At 33.8% G+C, this 22,129-nt stretch carries 25 protein-coding genes; 20 read left to right on the top strand and 5 right to left on the bottom strand.

Annotated features, from left to right (window positions below):
* Position 1 precedes the first annotated feature (1 nt).
* Positions 2–940, bottom strand: coding sequence for an IS3 family transposase (locus tag ACEWK1_RS01800; protein ID WP_212136943.1), 939 nt, complete (start codon positions 938–940; stop codon positions 2–4).
* On the bottom strand, positions 883–1,341 hold the full coding sequence (locus ACEWK1_RS01805; protein WP_212136941.1) for an HTH domain-containing protein: 459 nt from the start codon (positions 1,339–1,341) through the stop codon (positions 883–885). Before ACEWK1_RS01805 ends, ACEWK1_RS01800 begins: the two co-directional genes overlap by 58 nt.
* Before the next feature lie 598 nt (positions 1,342–1,939).
* On the opposite strand from ACEWK1_RS01805, the gene ACEWK1_RS01810 reads away from it, so the two are divergent.
* The 14 genes from ACEWK1_RS01810 (at position 1,940) to ACEWK1_RS01875 (ending at position 14,519) form a co-directional block, all read left to right on the top strand.
* Positions 1,940–2,581: an HD domain-containing protein gene (locus ACEWK1_RS01810; RefSeq protein ID WP_212138317.1), complete on the top strand. Its 642-nt coding sequence runs from the start codon at positions 1,940–1,942 to the stop codon at positions 2,579–2,581.
* A 417-nt stretch (positions 2,582–2,998) separates the two neighbouring features.
* Entirely contained in the window at positions 2,999–3,658 is a 660-nt protein-coding gene (locus tag ACEWK1_RS01815; protein ID WP_232273391.1) for a M23 family metallopeptidase, read from the top strand.
* A 40-nt stretch (positions 3,659–3,698) separates the two neighbouring features.
* Positions 3,699–4,145, top strand: a complete 447-nt coding sequence (locus tag ACEWK1_RS01820; RefSeq protein WP_416635432.1) for a class I SAM-dependent methyltransferase — start codon at positions 3,699–3,701, stop codon at positions 4,143–4,145.
* Positions 4,146–4,196: 51 nt separating this feature from the next.
* A complete protein-coding gene (locus tag ACEWK1_RS01825) occupies positions 4,197–4,463 on the top strand; it encodes a hypothetical protein (RefSeq protein WP_416635434.1) in 267 nt (88 codons plus the stop codon).
* 598 nt (positions 4,464–5,061) lie between these two features.
* Positions 5,062–5,409, top strand: coding sequence for an NUDIX hydrolase (locus tag ACEWK1_RS01830; RefSeq protein ID WP_416635439.1), 348 nt, complete (start codon positions 5,062–5,064; stop codon positions 5,407–5,409).
* A 127-nt stretch (positions 5,410–5,536) separates the two neighbouring features.
* The gene (locus ACEWK1_RS01835; RefSeq protein ID WP_416635441.1) at positions 5,537–6,055 is read left to right on the top strand and encodes a DinB family protein; all 519 of its coding nucleotides are present in this window, start codon (positions 5,537–5,539) and stop codon (positions 6,053–6,055) included.
* Positions 6,056–6,911: 856 nt separating this feature from the next.
* The gene (locus tag ACEWK1_RS01840) at positions 6,912–8,444 is read left to right on the top strand and encodes an NADH dehydrogenase subunit 5 (protein WP_416635443.1); all 1,533 of its coding nucleotides are present in this window, start codon (positions 6,912–6,914) and stop codon (positions 8,442–8,444) included.
* Positions 8,444–11,068: a DUF2309 domain-containing protein gene (locus ACEWK1_RS01845; protein ID WP_416635445.1), complete on the top strand. Its 2,625-nt coding sequence runs from the start codon at positions 8,444–8,446 to the stop codon at positions 11,066–11,068. The genes ACEWK1_RS01840 and ACEWK1_RS01845 overlap by 1 nt, the downstream gene beginning before the upstream one ends.
* Before the next feature lie 76 nt (positions 11,069–11,144).
* Entirely contained in the window at positions 11,145–11,642 is a 498-nt protein-coding gene (locus ACEWK1_RS01850) for a carbonic anhydrase (RefSeq protein WP_416635447.1), read from the top strand.
* A 157-nt stretch (positions 11,643–11,799) separates the two neighbouring features.
* Complete coding sequence (locus ACEWK1_RS01855) at positions 11,800–12,090, top strand: DUF6407 family protein (RefSeq protein ID WP_416635449.1); 291 nt, start codon at positions 11,800–11,802, stop codon at positions 12,088–12,090.
* 170 nt (positions 12,091–12,260) lie between these two features.
* Positions 12,261–12,623, top strand: a complete 363-nt coding sequence (locus ACEWK1_RS01860; RefSeq protein WP_121662112.1) for a DUF2294 domain-containing protein — start codon at positions 12,261–12,263, stop codon at positions 12,621–12,623.
* 258 nt (positions 12,624–12,881) lie between these two features.
* The gene (locus ACEWK1_RS01865) at positions 12,882–13,334 is read left to right on the top strand and encodes a MarR family winged helix-turn-helix transcriptional regulator (RefSeq protein WP_212138307.1); all 453 of its coding nucleotides are present in this window, start codon (positions 12,882–12,884) and stop codon (positions 13,332–13,334) included.
* Between the two features lie 19 nt (positions 13,335–13,353).
* On the top strand, positions 13,354–13,872 hold the full coding sequence (locus tag ACEWK1_RS01870; protein WP_416635452.1) for a GNAT family N-acetyltransferase: 519 nt from the start codon (positions 13,354–13,356) through the stop codon (positions 13,870–13,872).
* 23 nt (positions 13,873–13,895) lie between these two features.
* A complete protein-coding gene (locus tag ACEWK1_RS01875) occupies positions 13,896–14,519 on the top strand; it encodes an FMN-binding negative transcriptional regulator (protein WP_416635454.1) in 624 nt (207 codons plus the stop codon).
* Positions 14,520–14,899: 380 nt separating this feature from the next.
* Here the strand turns inward: ACEWK1_RS01875 and ACEWK1_RS01880 are convergent, their stop codons facing one another.
* From ACEWK1_RS01880 to ACEWK1_RS01890, 3 genes are all read right to left on the bottom strand, one after another.
* Positions 14,900–15,916 (bottom strand): DUF3231 family protein, encoded by a 1,017-nt coding sequence (locus ACEWK1_RS01880; RefSeq protein WP_416635456.1) that lies wholly within the window; start codon positions 15,914–15,916, stop codon positions 14,900–14,902.
* A 299-nt stretch (positions 15,917–16,215) separates the two neighbouring features.
* Positions 16,216–16,650 (bottom strand): hypothetical protein, encoded by a 435-nt coding sequence (locus ACEWK1_RS01885; RefSeq protein ID WP_212138303.1) that lies wholly within the window; start codon positions 16,648–16,650, stop codon positions 16,216–16,218.
* Between the two features lie 47 nt (positions 16,651–16,697).
* Positions 16,698–17,174 carry a hypothetical protein gene (locus ACEWK1_RS01890; protein ID WP_416635458.1) on the bottom strand — a complete coding sequence of 159 codons (477 nt, stop codon included), beginning with the start codon at positions 17,172–17,174 and terminating at the stop codon, positions 16,698–16,700.
* 703 nt (positions 17,175–17,877) lie between these two features.
* On the opposite strand from ACEWK1_RS01890, the gene ACEWK1_RS01895 reads away from it, so the two are divergent.
* From ACEWK1_RS01895 to ACEWK1_RS01920, 6 genes are all read left to right on the top strand, one after another.
* Entirely contained in the window at positions 17,878–18,648 is a 771-nt protein-coding gene (locus tag ACEWK1_RS01895; RefSeq protein ID WP_416635460.1) for an SDR family NAD(P)-dependent oxidoreductase, read from the top strand.
* Between the two features lie 167 nt (positions 18,649–18,815).
* Positions 18,816–19,694: a DMT family transporter gene (locus tag ACEWK1_RS01900; protein WP_416635462.1), complete on the top strand. Its 879-nt coding sequence runs from the start codon at positions 18,816–18,818 to the stop codon at positions 19,692–19,694.
* 327 nt (positions 19,695–20,021) lie between these two features.
* Entirely contained in the window at positions 20,022–20,495 is a 474-nt protein-coding gene (locus ACEWK1_RS01905; RefSeq protein ID WP_416635464.1) for a GNAT family N-acetyltransferase, read from the top strand.
* Positions 20,496–20,557: 62 nt separating this feature from the next.
* Positions 20,558–21,055, top strand: coding sequence for a GNAT family N-acetyltransferase (locus ACEWK1_RS01910; RefSeq protein WP_416635466.1), 498 nt, complete (start codon positions 20,558–20,560; stop codon positions 21,053–21,055).
* 151 nt (positions 21,056–21,206) lie between these two features.
* On the top strand, positions 21,207–21,566 hold the full coding sequence (locus tag ACEWK1_RS01915; protein ID WP_416635468.1) for a cupin: 360 nt from the start codon (positions 21,207–21,209) through the stop codon (positions 21,564–21,566).
* A gap of 31 nt (positions 21,567–21,597) precedes the next feature.
* On the top strand, positions 21,598–22,104 hold the full coding sequence (locus ACEWK1_RS01920; RefSeq protein WP_416635470.1) for a GNAT family N-acetyltransferase: 507 nt from the start codon (positions 21,598–21,600) through the stop codon (positions 22,102–22,104).
* Positions 22,105–22,129 lie beyond the last annotated feature (25 nt).

Genomic DNA, 22,129 nt, shown 5'->3' on the forward strand with positions numbered 1-22,129 from the left:
GTTATATTTTAAGTGGGTATTCGCCTGTTTTCAAATATTCTGCATATTGATTAGGGGAGAGCTTTGCTAGTTTCCATTGGTACCGGTCATTATTATAGTAATCTATGTAGTTATCAACCTCCTGACAGAGCTCCGTATAACTACCACAGTTTTTCAAATTGATTTCATCCTTCATATGTCCGAAAAATGATTCCTGCGGTGCGTTGTCCCAGCAGTTACCACGTCGGGACATGGATTGTCTAAGTTCTTTATCTTTTAACAGTTGCCGGAAAGAGATGCTTGTATAATGACATCCTTGGTCAGAATGGACGATGGCATCGGTTTTTAAGCTATCACCGTGGGTTTCTAGTAGGATTTTGATTGTTTCTAATACAAAATTGACTTCAAGTGACTCACTTGGAACATATGCCAGCACCTGTTTTGTGAAGCCATCCTTTATGACGGAGAGATAAGCCTTACGGCCATTATTGTAATAAAGATATGTTATATCTGTAAGGAGTATTTTCCCGGGACCATGCTTTTCAAATTCCCGATTTACTATATTTTCTGATATGGTATCTGTCTTCAATGCTTTAGCCATTCTTCTATAGGGGTTCGCTTTTCTGATTGGACAAAACAAATTGAACCTTTTCATTATGCGGCTGATTTTCTTTTGATTCATCCTTATGCCCATATGCAGAAGGCGCATATATATACCGCGTCTACCTTTGTCATATCCACGAAATTGATAAGCTTCCAAAATTAATTCAAAGTCCTTTTTATCCTGCTCATCTTTATTTCTGCGTTTATCTGCGGATTTAAGCCAGTTGTAATAACCACTTCTAGACACACCTGCCATTTCACAAAGCCAATTGATATTAAGCTCATTATTATCTCGCAGAGTCATTTCTTCGATGAGCCTGAATTTTTCTTCTGGCGTTGCTTCTGATTTACCTTCCATTCTGCCTGTCTGTCTAAAAATTCTGTTTTTTTTAGAAATTCATTCTCTTGTTTTAGGTACCTTATTTGATGTTCCAAACGTTTTATTCGATCTGTATCTGATAATTCCTTAATGGAATGACGACCAGAATTTTTACCTCTCATGTCTTGATAGCCATCTATTCGTTCTTCATAAACATTAACTCTTCGAACTAAACTGTCCTTTCTCCTTTTACCTAAAAGAGTCGGATCAATTCCCATATCACGCAGAATAGCCGATGGTCCCTTTCCAAGATGATATTCCTTATAAAAACGTTCTTTAAATTCTTTTGTGTAAGTAATACTTGTTTCACTAACTTTCTCGATGAAAGGATTGGACCTTAGCTGTTTTTGTTGTTCTTCTGAAAATTTATTTTTCCCCATTTTGCAACCTCACCTGTTTGAATACTTAAAATATAACAAAAAAAAGACCCTGTAAAACAGAGTCAGTTCAAAATTAAAGGGCAAGCCTCTTTTTTAAAACTGTCTATTTTACAGGGTCCATTTTATAAAAGGATTGTGCTTTTTTATGGTAAATATATTCCAGTAAATATTTGGGTTATTGTGGTAAAATTAGTATGTTATTTTAATCTTTAACTTAGAAGGTGAGGCTATAACGTTGGAAAATAGACTTACGCTCTTAGAACAAATTTGTTCTATTGCATAGCTTGGATTACGTTATGCAAATAATCCATATGATATAGAAAGACATGAGGAACTTTTAGTATTCGCATCTAAAGAATACTCTGAGATAAGTACTATATAAGAAAGTTTAATTATTGAAAAATTCAAGGGTGAACTAGGGCATATAACTCCTAAAGTTGGTGTAAACGGAGTAGTCTTTTCTGCAGATCGAAAGATATTATTAGAACGTCGTGGATGAATACGCCCTATTGTTTTGTTGGAATAACTTTTAAAGAAGAATGAAATACCAAAATGATATTATTTAAGATTTGATTTTTAAAAGAGAAAGGATGATTTTATGAAATATATATTGGATAGGTCGTATGCAAAAGAATTACTCGAGTGGGCATATCAACAAAACCCAGGTCCTTGGTTCGAACATTCAATTAATGTTGCCAATGCAACTGAAAAAATTATTGTAGAACTTATCAAAAATGGGTATGACCTAGATACTGACATAGCATACAATGCTGCTCTGCTTCATGATATAGGAAGGTATAAAGGGGTTACTAAGTCTGTCATTCATTCCTATGATGGTTATATTTATATGAATGATTTAGGATTTACAGGAAACGCCATTATTTGTGTCACTCATTCGTTTCCTTGCAAAAATGAACACATTGATATTGCTGCAGATTGGAGCCTTGTTCCCGATCATATGGAAAGTAGGTTGGTTGAAATATTGAATGAACATAGTGATTATGACTTATATAATAAAGTGATTACCCTTTGCGACGCTATCGCTGACGCAGAAGGCTTTACTACTCTTGAAAAAAGATTGATTTCAGTTGGTTTACGTCATGGAACAACCACCCACACAACTTTACATTGGAAGGGATTCTATTCAATTAAGAAAGAATTAGAAACTTTAATTGGTAAGAGCATATACACACTTCTCCCTGATGTAGAAAATTCAATATATACCAATATCCAATATTAAAATAAACACACAAAAAAATAGTGCCTTTCTGGAGGGGTTACAGCTTTTTCTACTTTAAAGCCAGAATTGGAATAGAACAATTAGAAATGGAAAAGAATTGTGAAGTGTTTAACATAACTGGCAGGTTAGATAAAAAGATCTTTATTAATAAGGCAAATCAAAAGGAGGAGAGAGTTATATTAGTCAAGAGTTTTAGAGAAATAGGTGTAATGAATTGTATTTTAATAGCAACAATTATATTTTTGTGGATTAGTGTTTTTTTATTAATGGCTTAATCGGTGCTTATGCTTGGGCTTTACTTAAAATGATACTTCCTATTTTATTTTAGGGATCTGTGGTGTATTTATAAATATCTTTCTGTTTATTTTTTGTCTTGTAAAAAGGAAAAAATATAATAAATTATTAGTGAATTTCATTTTGAATTTGGTATTAATTTTCCCTATTCTAATGACCATGAATATTATCCAATTCATCTATCCCATTGATATAGAGCGTGTTGAACCTTCTATTACAATAAAATGGCCATTTGCTGAAGAAACCATTGTCGTTTGGGGTGGTGATTCGATCAAAGATAATTTGATACATGTCACATGGCCCTCGGAAAGATGGGCTTACGATTTAGTAATGGAACCTTATGATATAGGGAGTAAAAATAACGAGGAATATGGGATTTGGGATAAAAAGGTTTATTCTCCTATTTCGGGTGTTGTGATTGCTGCTTACGATGGTGAAAAGGACATCGATCCTGGTTCAGAAGATTTCACTTTACTAGAAGGTAACCATGTTTACATCAAAGTTGATGAAACCGGTACGTACCTTTTACTCAATCATTTAAAAGAAGATAGTGTGACTGTAAAAGAAGGGGATCGGGTAAATCCAGGGGATGTAATCGGACGTATAGGAAACAGTGGCTCAACATCAGAACCTCATTTGCATATTCATCATCAAAGACAAGACCCCACAAAAGTCCTGCATCCTATTTTAGCAGAGGGTCTGCCATTATATTTTGAAGGGATTAATGGAGAGGCTATGCCGAAAAAAGGAGATATTATATTACCTGATACTCTGATAAATTAGTTGGAATTATAGAAGTATCACTAGTATTGGAGGTTTAGTTATGCTAAAAGAAAGAGCGACATTAAAAGAATCAGGTATTGTTGATGCTCGTACATTAAAGACTTCACATAAAAGGTTGGCGGAAATATTACAACCTGGAATGACTGTGCTCGATGTTGGGTGTGGAACAGGGGCTATTACTTCTGGAATTGCAGAAATGGTAGGTCCAAATGGGAGTGTAATCGGAATCGATAACAATCCAGAGTTAATTGAAAAGGCCCGTCAAAAATATAAAAATATTCCAGGACTAACCTTTGAGATTGCTGATATTTATAATCTTCCATTTTATAGTGAGTTTGATATAGTTACTTCCGCAAGGGTTCTTCAATGGCTTGAAAATCCACAAACTGCTTTACATCAAATGGTTAAATCAACGAAACATAATGGTCAAGTTTTAGTGCTTGATTATAATCATACAAAAATATCCTGGGAACCCAAGATTCCTTAAACTACGCAAAGCTTTTACGATGCATTTTTACAATGGCGTTCTGATGCAGGTATGGATAATGAAATAGCTGACCATCTTTCAAAGATGTTTGAAGAGTCTGAGCTTACAAATTTAAAAGTTACTGATCAAAGTGAAACGACAAAACGTTCAGATAACGACTTTCAAACACATATTACAATCTTGGCTGGAGTTGCTTCATCTATCACTGAAAGCCAACGGGCAAGAGCTGAAGGTGATTTTAGGAAATGGATATATGAAAGTGCAAAATCACAAACTATGTATTTATTAGCTGTAGAAGGAACTAAAAAAAGTAATTGAATTTAAAACTATCAAGTGAGTTAGTTTTTACCAAAAGTAATAAAGCGTGTTTGGATGATCGCGCTTTTTTACATTTACATGTATCTGATAGGAGATGGTAAAATAAGTATATAATAATAAATGTTAGGGGGAGAGGTTAATTTATATAAAAATAATGAGCTTCATAACTTTATATATAGTTGTAGGTTTAGGATTATCTTTTCTTCTATCATACAATCCTGACTCAGCTCCACTCGTTTTTTGGGGAGCAGTAATATTATTGGGGATTTGCTTTGGGTATTTAATAGTCCATTACGGAACAATAATTAAAAGAAAGTTAACTAGATAACACATTTGTTATGTAGTCTGTAACAGGAGAGCTAACAGAAAGAAAGGATTAGAGGTTAAGTATGAATAAATGGAAAACATTAAAATCAAAGTATATACATAAAAGCCCTTTCGGAAATATCAGAAAGAATCATTGTAAATTGCCAAATGGTATAGTTATAGACGATTATTATGTTAACGAATATTCTGATTAGGTAAATGCGGTTGTCATATAAAAGAAAATAAAATTGTGTTGGTTGAACAATATCGACATGCAGGTGAAGGGTTTTTCTTGGAAGTTCCTGCTGGAAAAAGGGAAGGTAATGAAACACACGAAGAAGGACTGCTTAGAGAAGTTAAAGAAGAAACAGGTTACATCTCATTAAGTAAACCGATCTTACTAGGTGAATTTATGGTTAATCCAGCAACGCAAAATAACATGGTAAAGACTTATTTAATACAAGATGCATTTAAAAGGCATGATCAAGACTTAGATGATACAGAAGATATAAAAGTGAAGTTATATGAATTTGATCGTTTCGGTGACTATATACTAACGAATAAAATAAAAACACAATTATTTACTGTTAATGCTTATTTATTGGCAAAAAATTTCATCTTAGAAAAACAACAGCTGTAGAATATCAATAAAACTTATACAATCTTAACAAACGAAGCGTTGTTCTTGAAGAATTACGCTTATTAGGTTGAATCTTGAGCTTCCACACAGGGATATACTTTTTAAACAAAGAGTTGGAGGTAGAGTTATGTTTTACGATTTACAAGGTAATACGGATATGACACCAATCGTGGGAATGTTATTTTCAGCTGTAAAAGAAAATAGTCAAAGGCTACAATATATAACGAATGGTATGTCACAAGAAGAAGTAGATTACAAGGGTCCAAATGACAAATTTAACAGTACAGCTCAGTTGATAAAACATATCATGTATGTTGATCTTAATTGGGTTTATAGAATAAAAGGAAAACCACTTCCTGCTTCTTTAGAAAAACAATTTGGTCCAATGATAGATGAAAATGATAGGCTACCGATGATCAAAGGAAAGTCTTTGGACACACTTTTGGATGACTATCAAGAAGTATTAAATATGTTGAAAGATATATGTGCACAATTAACAGATGACGATTTAGATTTGATTGTCTCTTTTGGACATGAGAATGAAAAGAAAGCAACCATTCGATGGGGACTTTGGCATATGGCTGATCATAATCGCTATCATCAAGCTCATATCAATCAACTAAGAAAATGGTATAAAAAAGAATAGATTTAATTTCATTGTCTAACTTAAAATAAAGCGCTGTTAGCTGCTTTATAAATATAAGGCAATATTGCGGAACAACAACCGGTTGGATTGATAAATGATCTGAAGAAGGAACTTGGCAGGGAGAGCTTAATATTAAGCAAATATGATGAAGGGCTCAAATTTAAAACAATAACGTAAATAATAAGATAATCCGTGAGTCTAGATTGCTTGCGGTTTTTTGTTATTTTTAAAGATTAATATCATGAAAACCTAAGGAACGCTTACGATCTTATATTCAACACAGATGAATTATGTATATGTTACTTACATAGTTTTCCGGTTGAAATATTTGAAAGGGAAAGTTATAAAGCATTTGTTTGTTGACAATTTGCATAATTTGGTATATTATAGTATTGATTTAATATTCGATAGATGTTTATTTTACATTCTTACAATAATGATGGCTTTAGCATTCTTTTAATATTTTCATATTGATTGGATGAAAAAGCTTTATAAAGTATATGGACGAAAAAGTAACGTAAATCGTTATATTTCATAATTTAGGATGTAAGATTAGAGATATACCGATTTTTAAAAAGAAGAATAATTATAAGTACAATTTATTTTTGAACATAAAAAAGGTAGTTCTTCAAAAAACTTCGTTGAAGTTAGTTGAAGTAAAACCGACAATTTTCAAGATTCAATGATTTTAAATCATCATTGAATCTTGAAGTTGTCGGTTTTTTTTATTTAATAAATACAATTTATTCAAATAATCGTAAAGAGCAAATAAAATGTATAACTTTTTAGGAAAAATATATGAAAATACTTTAATGACTTTTAATAAATCATTTTTATATTTAGGGGAGAATTTTTTATGTTTGTTTCACTGAGTTTATCATCATTGTTAGCATTATTTTTTATTATGCTGATTGCCTCTGGTCTAAGTGGACTATTGTTTTTACACCCACGAGTACCATTGAATTTTGTTCGCATTCATATCGGTATCGTTGCTTTACCTCCTTTAGTTTCTTTATTGGCTCTCGTTAATACTAGTGGGAATGAAGTTGTTGGGCTTTGGTACCTAGACACTTTAGCTTGGTTAATGGCTTTCTTTGTTCTTTTAATTGGTTTCATCATTCAGCGTTTTTCTGTACGTTACTTATTGGGAGATCGTTCTTATCGTAAGTATTTCACACTATTTACATTCACTACAGGTGTTGCTTCAATAGCATGGTTAAGTGGCGATCTCCGCTTGATGATCATTTCTTGGGGAGCAACTCTCGTCGGGTTAACCCTACTTATAAGTTTAAACAGTGGGTGGAAAGTAGCTAGTGAAGCAGCCAAGGTTTCTGGTCGCTTATTTACATTAAGTTGGTTTTCATTATTATTCGCTGTGATTTGGCTTTTTCAAGGTACAGGTCAATGGCAGTTATCATTTGCTCTAACAAATGAAAATTTAGCTCAACTTGAAGCATGGGAGAGAACAGGGATTAATTTATTGATTGTATTAGCAGTGATAATTCCTGCAGCTCAATGGCCATTTCAAAGGTGGTTAATTGAATCTGTTGTTGCTCCGACGCCTGTTTCTGCGATTATGCACGCAGGTTTAGTAAATGCAGGTGGGATTATGTTAACTCGATTTTCACCCCTTTTTAGTGGTGATCTAGCTTCAATTATTTTACTTATTCTTGCAAGTATTTCTGTATTGATTGGGTCTGGAATTAGTTTAGTCCATGTTGATTATAAACGTCAGCTAGTAGGCTCAACAATTGCACAAATGGGGTTTATGCTCATTCAGTGTGCTTTAGGTGCGTATTTAGCAGCCATAATTCATCTTATTTTACATGGTTTGTTCAAAGCTACGCTGTTTTTACAGGCTGGTTCGGCATTAAGTAGTTTCAAAGTATCGACTCGCGTTAATGAAAGGTCATCTTATTTATGGATCATGGCTGGGCGTACTTTAGGCTTAATTGTAGGAGTTGCTTTTTGGATCATGGCTCCTGGAGAAGGTTATCAATTGATTAGTGCGCTCATCTTAGCGTGGTCATTGTCCGTTTCTTGGACACAGCTCATAGCTTTAGGAGAGGGGAGAATTGGTCGAATTGCCGGCTTATCATTTTTAGGAGGAGCTGCCATCGTATATTTTATCATTCATAACCTCTTCTATGAGTTGTTGCATACAACTGTTTATCAAAGTGTTCAGCCTCCCATGTCAGTTGTGGTCCTTGTCGTATCTCTCTTACTACTTGGAAGTGCTATAGGTATGTGGGCTGCCCATAATCGTTCATCTGTTTCCTTCGCAGTACTCTATCTTTGGTTAGTACAATTAGGTGAAGCAAAAACAAAGTCAGTAGAAAGTCATCCAAACTACCTTAAACAATATTTATCTCAAGGAGGTAACCAGTGATGAGCAGAACATCTGTCTTAACAAAAGATAATGAAAAACTGGAAGATATGAATATTAATCTTCAAAAAAGTGATATTAACACTTTAATTGAAGCTGCTAGCCGAGTAATTGCACCTCTTTGGCCTATTTCTACATTTGCAGCACGTAATCCGTGGATGGGACTTGAAAATCAATCTTTTGACCAGGTTGCAGGTTGGTTAAAAAATAATCGAGATGTTGATATATACCCTAGTGCGTCTATGATCCTGTCAGCAAAGAGTAAGGGTGAGATTGATGAAGATTTTGTGAAAATGAGTCTACATCGTTGGCTTGATTCACATTCCTTTCATATCCCAAGGGACGTCCAGGAGCGATTTTGTCATAATGCACTAAAATTAGATCCAGTACCTTCTAACCTCTTTTCATCACATAAGCTGGAAAAATTGACACATGAACTTAGTGGACTGAATACGGACAGCATCGAGAATACTCCAATGCAACCATTAAGTTCGCATATAGAGAATCAGGATGGGGAAAGGTTAGTCAATATACTCGATCATCATGTCATCAAGTGGTGTAAATTATATCTTGATGACTCTCAGGCAGGTTGGACAATGCCAAATCGTGAGGAAGGTTTTTATCGTGCGTGGCAGCGTCTTATTCAATATGATCCGGCACTGAGTAAAAAGCAACGGAAAAGTTTAAAAGGTTGGCCTAAAGATGCACATATGGCTTTACAAGAAGCGTTATCCGCACTAGAAATCCCTGAAACAGAAATCCAACCTTATCTTGAAGGTCATTTGCTCTCCTTACCTGGGTGGGCCGGGATGATGCTTTGGCGGTCCCAACAATCTAGCCATGAACATGCACTCCTAACAGAATATTTAGCAGTAAGGATTTCCATGGAGTGTGCTCTTATAAAGCCTTATTTGCCTCTGACCAATCAACAATCTGAGAAAAAAGTTTCGATTACTCCTCTTTTAGCATCATGGATTCATTGTGGGGAACTTACAATTGAGGAATGGTCACAGATGTCAGCTGCTGAACAAAACGAATATTTATCATTTGCCTACAGCTTTGATGAGAAGCTTTGTAGGAAGCTTTGGTTAGAAGCTTGGGAACAAACACACACAGATCGATTAAGCCAGAAGATTAACTCTAAACAACAAGAGACCAAAGATAAAAAAACGGTATTAGCTCAATTGGCATTTTGCATTGATGTACGATCAGAACCTTTTCGTCGTCAACTTGAAAAAGAAGGTCCATTTGAAACGATCGGAATTGCTGGTTTTTTTGGCTTACCGATTGCGACTAGTGAACTCGGGAGTAGTAACAGTCATGCTTCCTTGCCGGTTATACTAAAGCCTCAGCACAAAATTAAAGAGTCCTCAGATGAAAATGAACTGAAATTATATCAACAACGTAAGCAGGCAGTAGATTCCTTAAGTAATACATTTAAAACGATGAAACAAAATGTACTTGCGAGTTTACTTTTACCTGAGCTAAGTGGACCTTGGCTTAGTCTACAAATGGTAGCACGTAGTTTTGTACCAAGAGGAACCGGTCGTTTCATGCGTCATCTTCGTGAGAATTGGTTACGTAAACCTAATACAAAGCTCTTGCTTAATCATGTTCATAACACAGAAGCGGAGATACCTGTTGGTTTTTTTGAAGAAGAAAAAGTGAATTATGCGCACCAAGCTCTAAAAATGATGGGGCTAACAGAGAATTTCGCACCCTTAGTCGTCATATGCGGACATGGTAGTCAAAGTACTAATAATCCTTATGCCGCTGCTCTCGACTGTGGTGCCTGCGGTGGAGCGGCAGGTGGATTCAATGCAAGGGTTTTAGCTACATTATGTAACCTTCCAGAGGTTAGAGAAAGGCTATCTTTTGAAGGTATTAAAATCCCTGAGGACACTGTTTTCACAGCCGCTGAGCATAAAACAACGGTGGATGAATTACATTGGATTTATGTTCCTGAACTTACCAAATCTGCACAAGAATCATTTGATCGTATTGAAGCTATTATGCCGAACGTAAGCCAAAATGCAAATGCGGAACGTCTAGTCCAATTACCGAATGTTCAATCGCAACTTAAAAATCCTAAGGCAGAGGCACACCGATTTGCAGAAGATTGGAGTGAGATACGTCCGGAATGGGGATTAGCTCGTAATGCCGCTTTTATTATCGGCCAACGTGAACTAACTCAGGATTGTGACTTGGAAGGAAGAGCTTTCCTTCATAATTATGATTGGAAGCAGGATGAAAGTGGTGATCTTCTAGCTAACATTATTGCGGGACCAGGAACGGTGACCCAATGGATTAATCTACAATACTACGCTTCAACGGTTGCACCTAATTATTATGGTAGCGGAAATAAAGCAACTCAAACTGTTACAGCAGGTCTCGGTGTTATGCAGGGAAATGCAAGTGACTTGTTAGCCGGACTACCTTGGCAATCCGTCATGAAAACAGATTTTGAGGCTTATCATTCTCCTCTTCGTTTGCTAATTGTCATTCAAGCACCTAGAGAATATATAGAACGGTTATTAAATAATGATTCAGCATTTCGAGGAAAAGTTCAAAATGGATGGGTTCGACTGGCTAGTGTTGATCCAGAAGGACGTTGGGAAAACTGGTAACTTCTAAAAATAACATTTATCAAATGATTTGTTACTAAATCAATGAATTCATAAAAATAAAGAAGGGGTGTACGATATGAATTTAGATGAAAATAAAAAAGCATTATTTTTAACGGACATTGAAAACAGGTTGGAACCTATTTTACAAGAAGTGACTAATATTCAACCAGAAAATATGTTAATGTTACAAAGCTATGGTACCGTAATCTCACATCCTTATGGAGATATAATGAGGTCTGTTATTACTGCCATTTATCATGAAAATGTTGAGGAAATTTTTGTTGTAGGAACAAAAGATAATCGGACACCCAAAATTAATGTTCAAACTCAACTTGAATCAATGAAAGGCAAAATAGAAACATTGGATTATCTTTTTCAAAATTGCAGACCTGAATTTTCAGGTGGTACGGTCAATGAATGGCTAAATGGAAAAGAATATGGTAGTGACAATATCCAAAATAGTGTTAATATCATTCGTCATCATCCATTAGTGCCGTCAGATGTTAAAGTTCAAGGTTTAATGGTAACTAATAAAGATGGAAAAATCTCAAATGTTGAGGTTTTTAATAACTAAATCAGAGTCAAACTTTACCTAATAATCACTTGTCATTTTGGAATGGAAGGTAGGGCATTCAATGCACCTTAATATATAAATAGTTTTCAACTTAGGTGAACAATCTTTTCTATTTGAATAAGGGGGATGAGGTTTATCCTATTTAAAGGAGAGTTTAATGAAAACTAATTTAACTGATTTTGTCATTGAAACAATAAAAGAAATTAGTAATTTTGATTATGAAAATGTAGAATGCATTAAAAGAGTAATTAGAAAAGCAATTGATATTTATCATTTAAAATCTTATGAAGAAGTTGAGGAAACTCAAACAGGTGTTATTAGATTTTTACATATACACTCAATGTTGGAAGAAAACATTTTGTCCAAAATTGTAGAGGTCTCAAGAAACAGTGAAACTACATTGGATATTGAAAGTGTGTATGAAGGTCATGTGATTAGAGATTATTAAATTTAAGCTAGAAAAATTAGTCTTGTCTATCTAACCCATGTATTTAGTGGATTTTTTTTGAATGGAGGATTTACGACTGGCACTAATTTTTTAAGAATAAATATCGTCTCACATATTAAAAGCATATGGGGATAAACTAATTTAATTGTTTGCTAGGAGATGTATTAAATATGAAAATATCTAAAGGGTCTTGTGAATCCGAGATAAGTAGGGCAATTACACAATGGGAAAAGGACTTTCTAGGGCGTGGATCTGTATCAGTTAAGACAGATATAGTACGGGATATGATAATTGTAAATCTACAAGGGGTTTTAACACCAGCTGAATATGCCGTTTGTGAAACAAAAGAGGGAATGTTAACGATAAAGAAAACTCGTTCAGAGTTAGTTGAGTCAGGTATAGAAGATCTTATAGATATTATACTAACTATAACTGAAGAAAAAGTGAAAAGTTTTCATACTGATATTAGCACCCGTACAGGTGAACGAGTGATGATATTTAAATTATTTAATGATCTCGAGAAAAAATTTTAATATAAAAAAATCAATAAAGGGAGATCTTTAAAAGACTTAGGGTCAGTTAATTAAAAAAACCGACAATTCAGGATCAGTGGTTTAAAGCCACTTTAATTCCGAATTGTCGGTTTTTTAATTAGGCATTGCAATATGTAAATCAGAGTCACTACAGTTAGTGACTGAATATTTTGTTGCATTTACAATAAAAGTTGGTATATAGTTAAGGTAACCTATATTTGTTGCATTTACAATAAAAAATAAGCTAAGGAGTATGTTATGAAGGAAATTCTTCGTGAAATTGGAATGATAGCAAGAGCTTTAGATTCTATAAGTAATATAGAATTTAAAGAGTTTGAGCTTACAAAAGGGCAATACTTGTACCTTGTGAGAATATGTGAAAGCCCAGGAATCATTCAGGAAAAGCTAGCTGAAATGATAAAAGTAGATAGAACAACAGCGGCACGTGCTATAAAAAAACTTGAAATAAATGGTTTTATTGAAAAGAAGAACGATGAACATAATCAAAAAATAAAAAAACTTTTTCCAACAGAGAAAGGGAAAAATCTTTATCCCTTTATAAAAAGAGAAAATGAACATTCTAATAGTGTTGCATTAGAGGGGTTTTCTGAAATTGAAGTGGAGACTATTTTTAATCTTTTACAAAGAGTAAGGGAAAATGTGGAAGTTGATTGGGAGTTCGTTAAGAAAGGAAACAAGAGAAATTATTGACATAAGGAGCGATACATAAATGACTATAAATATAAAAAAATGCACCCTTGAAGATCTACGTACACTTAAAGAAATATGTTACGAAACCTTTAATGAGACTTTTAAGCATCAGAATACACCCGAAAATATGAATGCTTATTTGGAAAAGGCATTTAACTTTAAACAGCTAGAAAAAGAGTTAGCTACTATTTCTTCACATTTCTTCTTTATTTATTTTAATCATGATGTGGCAGGATATTTAAAAATTAATACCAATGATGCTCAGTCTGAAGAAATGGGTGATCATTCACTTGAAATTGAGAGAATATATATCAAGAGCAAATTTCAGAAACATGGGCTTGGTAAATATCTGTTAAATCAAGCTTTGGAAATTGCAGTGGAGCTAAATAAACAGAATATCTGGCTAGGTGTATGGGAGAAAAATGAAAATGCGATAGGTTTTTATAAGAAAATGGGGTTTGTTATAACGGGATCACACTCTTTTTATATGGGGGATGAAGAACAAATGGACTTGATAATGACCAAAACACTCAAATAACATTTCTTGAAAGGTGGCTTACGATGTATATTCCAAAATATTTTAAGATTACAGATGAAAAGATGGCTCACGACGTTATAAAAGAACATAGTTTTGCGACTCTTTTTTCTCAACACAATGGAATGCCATTTGCAACACATTTACCGTTAATTTTAAACAAGGATAATTCTTACTTATATGGGCACTTTGCTCGTCCAAATCCTCAGTGGCAGGATATTAAAAATCAAACAGTTTTAGCTATTTTTCATGGTCCTCATTGTTATATCTCACCATCTTGGTATGAGACGAATAAAGCAGTACCAACATGGAATTACGTGACAGTTCATGTATACGGAGAAGTTGAACTATTAGAAGATGATAATGAGTTAATAGGTTCTTTACATGATATGGTATTAAAATATGAAACTCCTGAAAGTACATATAGATTGGAGGATGTAGATGCTGAGTTTCTTGCTGGTATGAACAAAGGAGTTCAAGGTTTTAAAATAAAGATCAATAGGATAGAAGGAAAAGTTAAACTAAGTCAAAACCATTCATTACAGCGACAAGAGCTAGTTATTAATCAACTTGAACAAAAATCCAATACAGATGAGCAACAGATCGCTAAATTAATGAAAGTAAATGTAAAAAATTTAGATGTTCAATAACTAACTTCAATAAGGCTCAATAGATGAAAAAGATGTGCTATTATGGCTGTTTTGTTCTTTATTTTCTTCAGCTAATCGCAGAATAGTTTAATAAGTCTCTTTTTCAGCCTATAGCTCGATCAAATTGCCAAAGAGTGCAGCGTACACAATTAATAGAAGGAAAGGTTGGGCAGGATTTCCTTTGATTTTAAGTGCTCTTTACAAATCTCGAAATGCTGCCTCAACGATACTACTACTACCTAGCTCAGCTTTTGTACGTCTTTCACATTTAGTAAGCAGTAAATACAAGCGAACGAAGAATAATTTTCTTTCCATCTGCATCTTTAAAAGAATCTCACATTAAAATGAGATATGAGCAAGTATAAACAATAGCCGCTTCTTTATTTCTTTTTTGTTTTAGCAATTTCAATGTTATCAATGGAAGAAGGCGGCTTTTCAATCCATTTATGTTCAATCATAATATTTGCACCATCCTCCGCATATTGAACAGCTTCCATCGTAATACGCATAAATTTAGAACCTAAATCACGTCTTGAAACCGTACCTAAAGCTACACCATAATATCCAAGTGACATTCCAGATAATAGGGATACTTGAAACATCATGAGTTTATCTGAAAAAGGAGGAGTGGTTGATTTTAAGACGTCTGAATCCATCGTTGGCGTTTCTGAAAGATTTTCTTCAGATAGGATATGAGCCATAAACTCTACAACTTTGCTTGCAATATGAGCACCTCTAACCATAAAGTTTCTTACTTCTTCTAAGCTAGCTGTTTGAGCAAAACCTAGCAACAATGCTTTGCCAAGGGCATTTCGCTCCATATTGTTATAGAAATGCATAATTTCAATAGCATTCATCGGACGTCTTTCTCCGAACCATCCTGTTAAATAGCCCTGTTTTTCTATAAACTCCACTTTATCGGGTATTGGAATAGAAGCAGCTCTGGAGTATAATCCTTTTTCTAATAACACACTTAATGACTTGTTATATAAATCTCTTGTCATGTCAATTGCTTTGGAGTTAAGTTCCTTTACATCTGAACGAGCACATCCAGCGAAAGATGCTCCGTAGGATGTCATCCCGTGTCTTGCCATATTATGAACAAACTTCAGATGGAATGTATCCGAATATAGTGCAGGTGCATTAAGGTTTAAATCTTCTTTCTCGTTAAAACCAACAGGTATAGCATGGTTTTCTTTTTCGTAAATTTCTGTTATATCTTTAATCATTGTTTCTGAAATTTCTATTGCAAGATCTAGTACTGAACTAATTTCTGTATCTTGTGTTTTTGCTTTAAAATATTTTAGTACGCATTTAGACATACTGTTATTCATATATGCTGTCCAAAGTGAAGCTAATTCTGATGAAGTGAGACGAATATTGTGGTTAATTACCATAAAAATAACCCCCAACTATTAATTGATATATCTAATTTCTCCTAAAGTAAGAAAAATATAAATGTAAGTGAAGAGTGGAATTATTATTACTAGGGGTAGCGGTGGTTTATATCGAAAAAGATTGGTAAAAAGCAATAGGATACTTCTCCATAGTAATGGTTAATGGTAGCTACATAATATTTGTTTTAAAGTCGATCACTTTTGTATGATCCGTTTAACGTTTTTGACTGAATAAGCGTAACAAGATGGTGAAAGAAATGTAATTTTTAGTAAGTAATACACTATTGAAACATAAATACTTAATGTACCTTCTCATCTTTGGAGCTAACATAAGTACCAATTAACATAAGTAAAATCATGAGTATTCCTACTGTGATCATGGGCATTGGGATATATCTACCATATAAGACACCAAATGTCCCTACTAAACCAGATAGACAAAAGTAAAAAGCAGAGTTTTTATTATATTTTGCTTCAGCATTTATAACTGAATCATATATAAAAAACACATATAACCCTGGATAAAATAAAACATATTCATAATTAAGAATTTGTAAGGCTTCCTGATGGTTTCCATTAAAGCTAAGCATGAGTCCTGTATTTAAATGGGAAAGACGGTTTATTGTATGTTCGATAAATAGCAAGACAATAGCTTTAAAAAATTGTTTGTTAAACAGCTGTCCTAATCCAGGCATAAGAATTGATAAAATAGCAGCACAAAACCTATTTTTCACATTAAACACTCACTTACCTTTTTAGAATTTATCAATAAAGTGACGTATTAAACCAAATCTCCTCGTTTCGATATTTTCAGAATAATATACCTTAAAGTGAATCCAAGAATTAATCCAGGTATGACAAAGAGCATAGGCATAAATACTGGTCCAATTAAATGACCAAATAACTTTAATTTACTACAATAAAATAACCCCACTGTAACCAAATAAGCTGAAAAGACGAATGGAAGAAAAGAAAGCTGTTCTTCTGGAGGCATTGCGGTTCTGTAACCATCCCACATCGCAAAAAAGTATAAACAAGAATAAAATAATAACCACTGATAATTTGTAACTGAGTATGCCTTTTCGAATTCCCCTAAGAAACTAAACATAATTGCAAGATTAAAATGACTATTAAGGTTAATGATTACTTCTGAAAGAATAAATAAAATGCCTTTTATATAATGGCCAGTTAGTATTTGGCTGAATCCAGGCAATGCTATATTCCACATAATTGATTCTAACTTCCCTACATTTTTCATGTCTCATCCATCCTTATAGCTGATAAAGCTAGTTTGTTTAAGGGAGTTAAAATTAATTCATAAAAGATTTAGGTTTAATAAGAACCTTTATTTTTTTCGTTTGAAAACGATGTAGTAGGTTGAACAGGGAGTTAATCGTAATTAACAGAAGCATATTATTTTTTAGCAAAGAAGATATTATAGATAAGCTTTGTTATTATAATTGGGCTTGCAGTTATCATTTTTATTACAAGTATGTACAAGAAAAGTGACCCTACTTCTTGAGTCAGTAATACAAGTACTCTATGTCATAAAATAACCAAATAATTAATCAATAGTGATTTTCATATAATCATAGCACCCTGTATCGTAGATGGTTGGGTGTGTCATAAAAGGAGGTTGTTATATTTTGAAGACTAACAAATGGAGCTTGAGGTTAATGTTTATAGTACCTTGGTTATCGTCACCACTACTTGGCCAAAAAACTTGAACATAAATGAAAAATTGGATAAACAAATACCTCAACAATTATTTAATGAAGGTATATCCTGTGGTATTGATGAATGTTAATTGATTATATAAATAAATTTAAGCATACATATATATGTTTTTGAATTTGTAAGGCGTTTAAATTATGCAAAAAAAATTTCTTATGCACGCAGGGGCATTGTCACTAGGGAATCGCAATTGAAATGAATAAATGATAAAGGTGGAGAGGATTAAAATGAATGGAATGTTTGATTTAACTGGAAAAGTAGCAATCATTACAGGAGCAGGTAGAGGTATTGGAAAAACACTTGCTGAAGGTTTGGCTAGAGCTGGAGCAGATGTTGCCTTAGTTGCTCGAACAGAAGAAGAAGTGAATAATACGGCAAGTGAAATCACTAAAAGCACAGGTCGTAAAACACTAGCAATAGTGTGTGATGTTACAGAAGCAGAATCTGTGCATAATACCGTGAACAAAGCGTATAAGCATTTTGGACATCTTGATATTTTAATTAATAATGCTGGGACAAGTGTTCGAGAAACAACCTTAAATTTATCCGAGGAAGACTGGGATAAGGTTGTGGATGTTAATTTTAAATCAGTATTTTTAATGTCCAAAGCTGTTGGGAAATATATGATTGAACAACGTTCTGGAAGAATCATTAATGTGGCATCTGTGGCATCTGCATTAACGTTATCATCCGGAACACCATATGGGCCGAGTAAAGCAGGTGTCGTTCAATTAACTCGTCAAATGGCAAACGAATGGGCGACAAAAGGTATTACAGTTAATGCTATAAGCCCTTGGTTTTTTAAAACATCATTAAATGCAGCTGCGTTAGAAAACGAGGAATTCCGTAGCTTATTAGAAAGTAGAACACCTATGAAACGCCTCGGTCAATTAGAAGAACTTATTGCTCCGGTTGTTATGTTTAGTTCAGATAGTGCAAGCTATATTACAGGTCAAAATCTTTTTATTGATGGTGGAGTAACTAATTATGCTTTTTAATCTTGGATCTAAAAGAAAGGTTGGTAAATATTTAAAATAAGCAAATGTCCCATTTCATATAATGAGGTGGGGCATTTATTCGTTTATCAAGTCAGTTTATTTTTTAAAACAGCGTAATGTTGCTAAACTAATTGTAATATAACAAGTACAGATTGGGGCTACTTATTATGAATAAAGCATTGTTTACGCTTTTCGTAACCATTACTACAGGTTTAATGGGATCCTCTTTTGCAATAGGTAAGATTGGTTTGAACTATGTTTCACCCTTATTTCTAGTCGGATTGCGCTTCACGATTGCTGGTTTATTAATGAGCGCTATTGTTATTCTATTAAAAAGGTCCCATCCAAGAGCTCCGAAGGAATGGCTTCAAATCTTAGTTGTTGGTATTTTTCAAACAACTGGGGTTATGGGTGCTATCTTTTTGAGTTTACGAACAATCACAGCAGGCGAGTCCTCCATTTTGACTTTTACCAATCCTTTGCTGGTTGTTATTTTTAGTACATTATTCCTTGGAACAAAATATCGTTTAGTTCAATGGTTAGGAGTCTTAGTTGGATTCTTTGGTGTATTTATTACGCTGGGTGCAAAATTAGATATACAACAATTTGGCACCTTTTTGGGTATTTTCAGTGCCGTCTCTTGGGCAATTGCAACATTATTATTAAAAAAGTGGGGTTCTTCTTTTGATACTTGGGTCTTAACTGCTTATCAAATGCTTTTTGGAGGTATTTTACTACTATTGGGTAGTCTGATGTTCGAAGAAGTAAAACTTAATTTAACTGCCTTATCAATTTTTATTATTTTATGGTTGGCAATTATGGCTTCTATTGTCCAATTTGCCATTTGGTTTTTTCTGTTACAAAAAGAAGATTCAGGCAAGGTTAGTTCCTTTTTATTCCTCGCACCATTCTTTGGCGTAATCTTTGGATGGATTTTACTAGATGAAACACTACATTTATCGACATTAATAGGTGGGTGTCTCATCTTAGTGGGGATCTATTTAGTTAATAAACCGAAAAAACAATTTAAAAATCAAACTAAATAACCGCAAAGATTTTAAGGGGGAATTTTATAGTAAACCAGAAAGAAGTTGCTTCTCCCCTGAAAAAATAATCTCGTTGCAGAATCAGAATCTACTTATCTTAATAGGACAAAAAAAACTAACCCCACAAGTTAAGTTAAAGAGGAGAGCTAATAACCTTATAGTGGATTTAACTACTGAAAGTACCAGGTTATCACTCAAAGCGCTATTTATAATTAGAATATGCCTCTTTATCCAAATCTAAGGCTAGATTATTAATTATATATATTACTATTTATTTGTATGAATATTAGTATTTATGTATTATTATTCTGTTGAGGGGTGATGAAAATGGTCATTCGTTTTGCTACAACTTCAGAAGCAGCAGTAGTTCATGATTTAATGATTAAGGCATTTATCGAATATAACAATGAAAGCCCGCCATCAAGTGCTTTAGATGAAACTGTTCACTCAGTTTTAGACGCATTAGAAAAAGGGGAAAAAGCACTTATTGCTTTTGATGAAAATAGACCTGTTGGTATGGTGCGATTTCAACTTAAAAATGAAGGTTTATATTTTTATCGTCTATCAGTTATACCAGAAAAACAAGGAAAGGGTATTGGTAAAAAGATATTAAGCTCCATAGAGGACTATGCAAATAAAGTTGGTGTATCTACAATTCTATGTAAAGTCCGTATGACAGTACCTAAGAATATAAATTTATATAGTTCCATAGGTTATAGTGTTTATGATGAAGAGGTTGTACATAAACCCAATAGTGTAAATGTTAAGGTTCTCTCAATGAAAAAAGAGCTTTGGTCATAATCGAAAGTAAAGGATATCTATAGTTCTATAAATATACGTATTTCATTATGGAGGAATATATGATGCTAGAGGACGATCAAACACTTTGGATAAATAATGATGGATTTACTATAAGTACAAATAAAAGTTATCTGGATATAGAAGTGATTCATGATTTCCTTAGCAAGGAATCATACTGGAATAAGGGTATTGCTAAGGAATTAGTAATAGCATCAATTGAAAACTCAATTCTTTGCTACGGAATCTACGAAGGGAACCCTACTGACGGTTCTGCTAAAATGGTTGGTTTTGCACGTGTTGTGTCTGACCTTGTAAGATTTTCTTGGCTAGGTGATGTTTTCGTACTTACTGAATACAGAGGACGTGGACTTAGCAAATGGCTAATACGTGTAATCACCGACCACCCTAAATTATTAGGAACGAGTTTTCAACTTGCTACACAAGATGCTCACTCTCTTTATGAACAATATGGTTTTAAGTCAATAGGGCAAATTGAAAATAGAATGGCTAGACCTCTTGATTGGGAAGCGGTATATAAAGGGTATAAACTAAGCAAATAATCACCTAGTCTTAATCAATAACTTTTATGATCTTCAGCAACAATAAAGGCTTAATTCATACAAATGAATTGAGCTTTTTTGCAGTTAAATAAAGGAATTAGAAAAACAAAAAGCGAATAACATCTAATCTAAAAAAACAAGGAGAAATTTAATGGAGATTTATTCATTTAAAAAAAGTGTCGAGAAAAGAATAAACCAATTTCATTCTGACTTTATTATGTCACGTGTTATTAACACACTCAAACCTGCTCATATAGGAGGTATGTATTTAGAGGAGAATGGTGTAATAGGATTTCATCAAGCTGTGATTCCTCAACTTTTAATTATTGTAAACGGCAAGGGTAGCGTTAGAGCTAATAATGAAGAATACATTGAAGTACAAGCAGGAGAAGCTGTGTTTTGGACAAAAGGAGAATGGCATGAAACCAAGTCTGAGACAGGATTAACGGCGATTGTCATTGAGAGTGAAGAATTGACCCCAGGATCTTTCATGGCATTAACACCGAGATAATTATAACATTATTTAATTGAAGGAGAAGGTTATGAAAATAAGAGCTGCTGAAATAAGTGATGTTATTCCTATGTCTAGGGTTCATATAGATAGCTGGAAAACAACATATAAAGGCTTGTTATCAGATAAATACTTAGAAAGTCTATCATACAAAAAGAAGGAACAATTATGGAAACAGGTTATCCCTAACGGTGGAGTATTTGTTGCTGAAAATGAAAGTGGGGACATTATTGGTTTTGCTTCTGGAGGCAAAGAAAGAACAGGAAATTATGATCAATTCAAAGGAGAATTGTACGCTATTTATCTACTTGATCAGTATCAAAGAAAAGGAATCGGCAGGAAACTTTTCAAAGCAGTAGTCCATTTTTTGCAAGTCCAACATATAGATTCTTTAGTTGTATGGGTAGTAGAAGGAAATAAATCCTGTTTATTCTATGAAGCAATTGGCGGTATAATTCTAGATTCAACTGAGGTGGAGATGGGCGGAGCTAAGGTAAAAGAAATTTTGTATGGTTGGAATGATATAAAATATCTCTAACTAATAGCTATTAGCATATTTAGGA

It is taken from the genome of Metabacillus sp. YM-086 (assembly GCF_048059995.1).
GTDB lineage: Bacteria > Bacillota > Bacilli > Bacillales > Bacillaceae > Metabacillus > Metabacillus litoralis_B.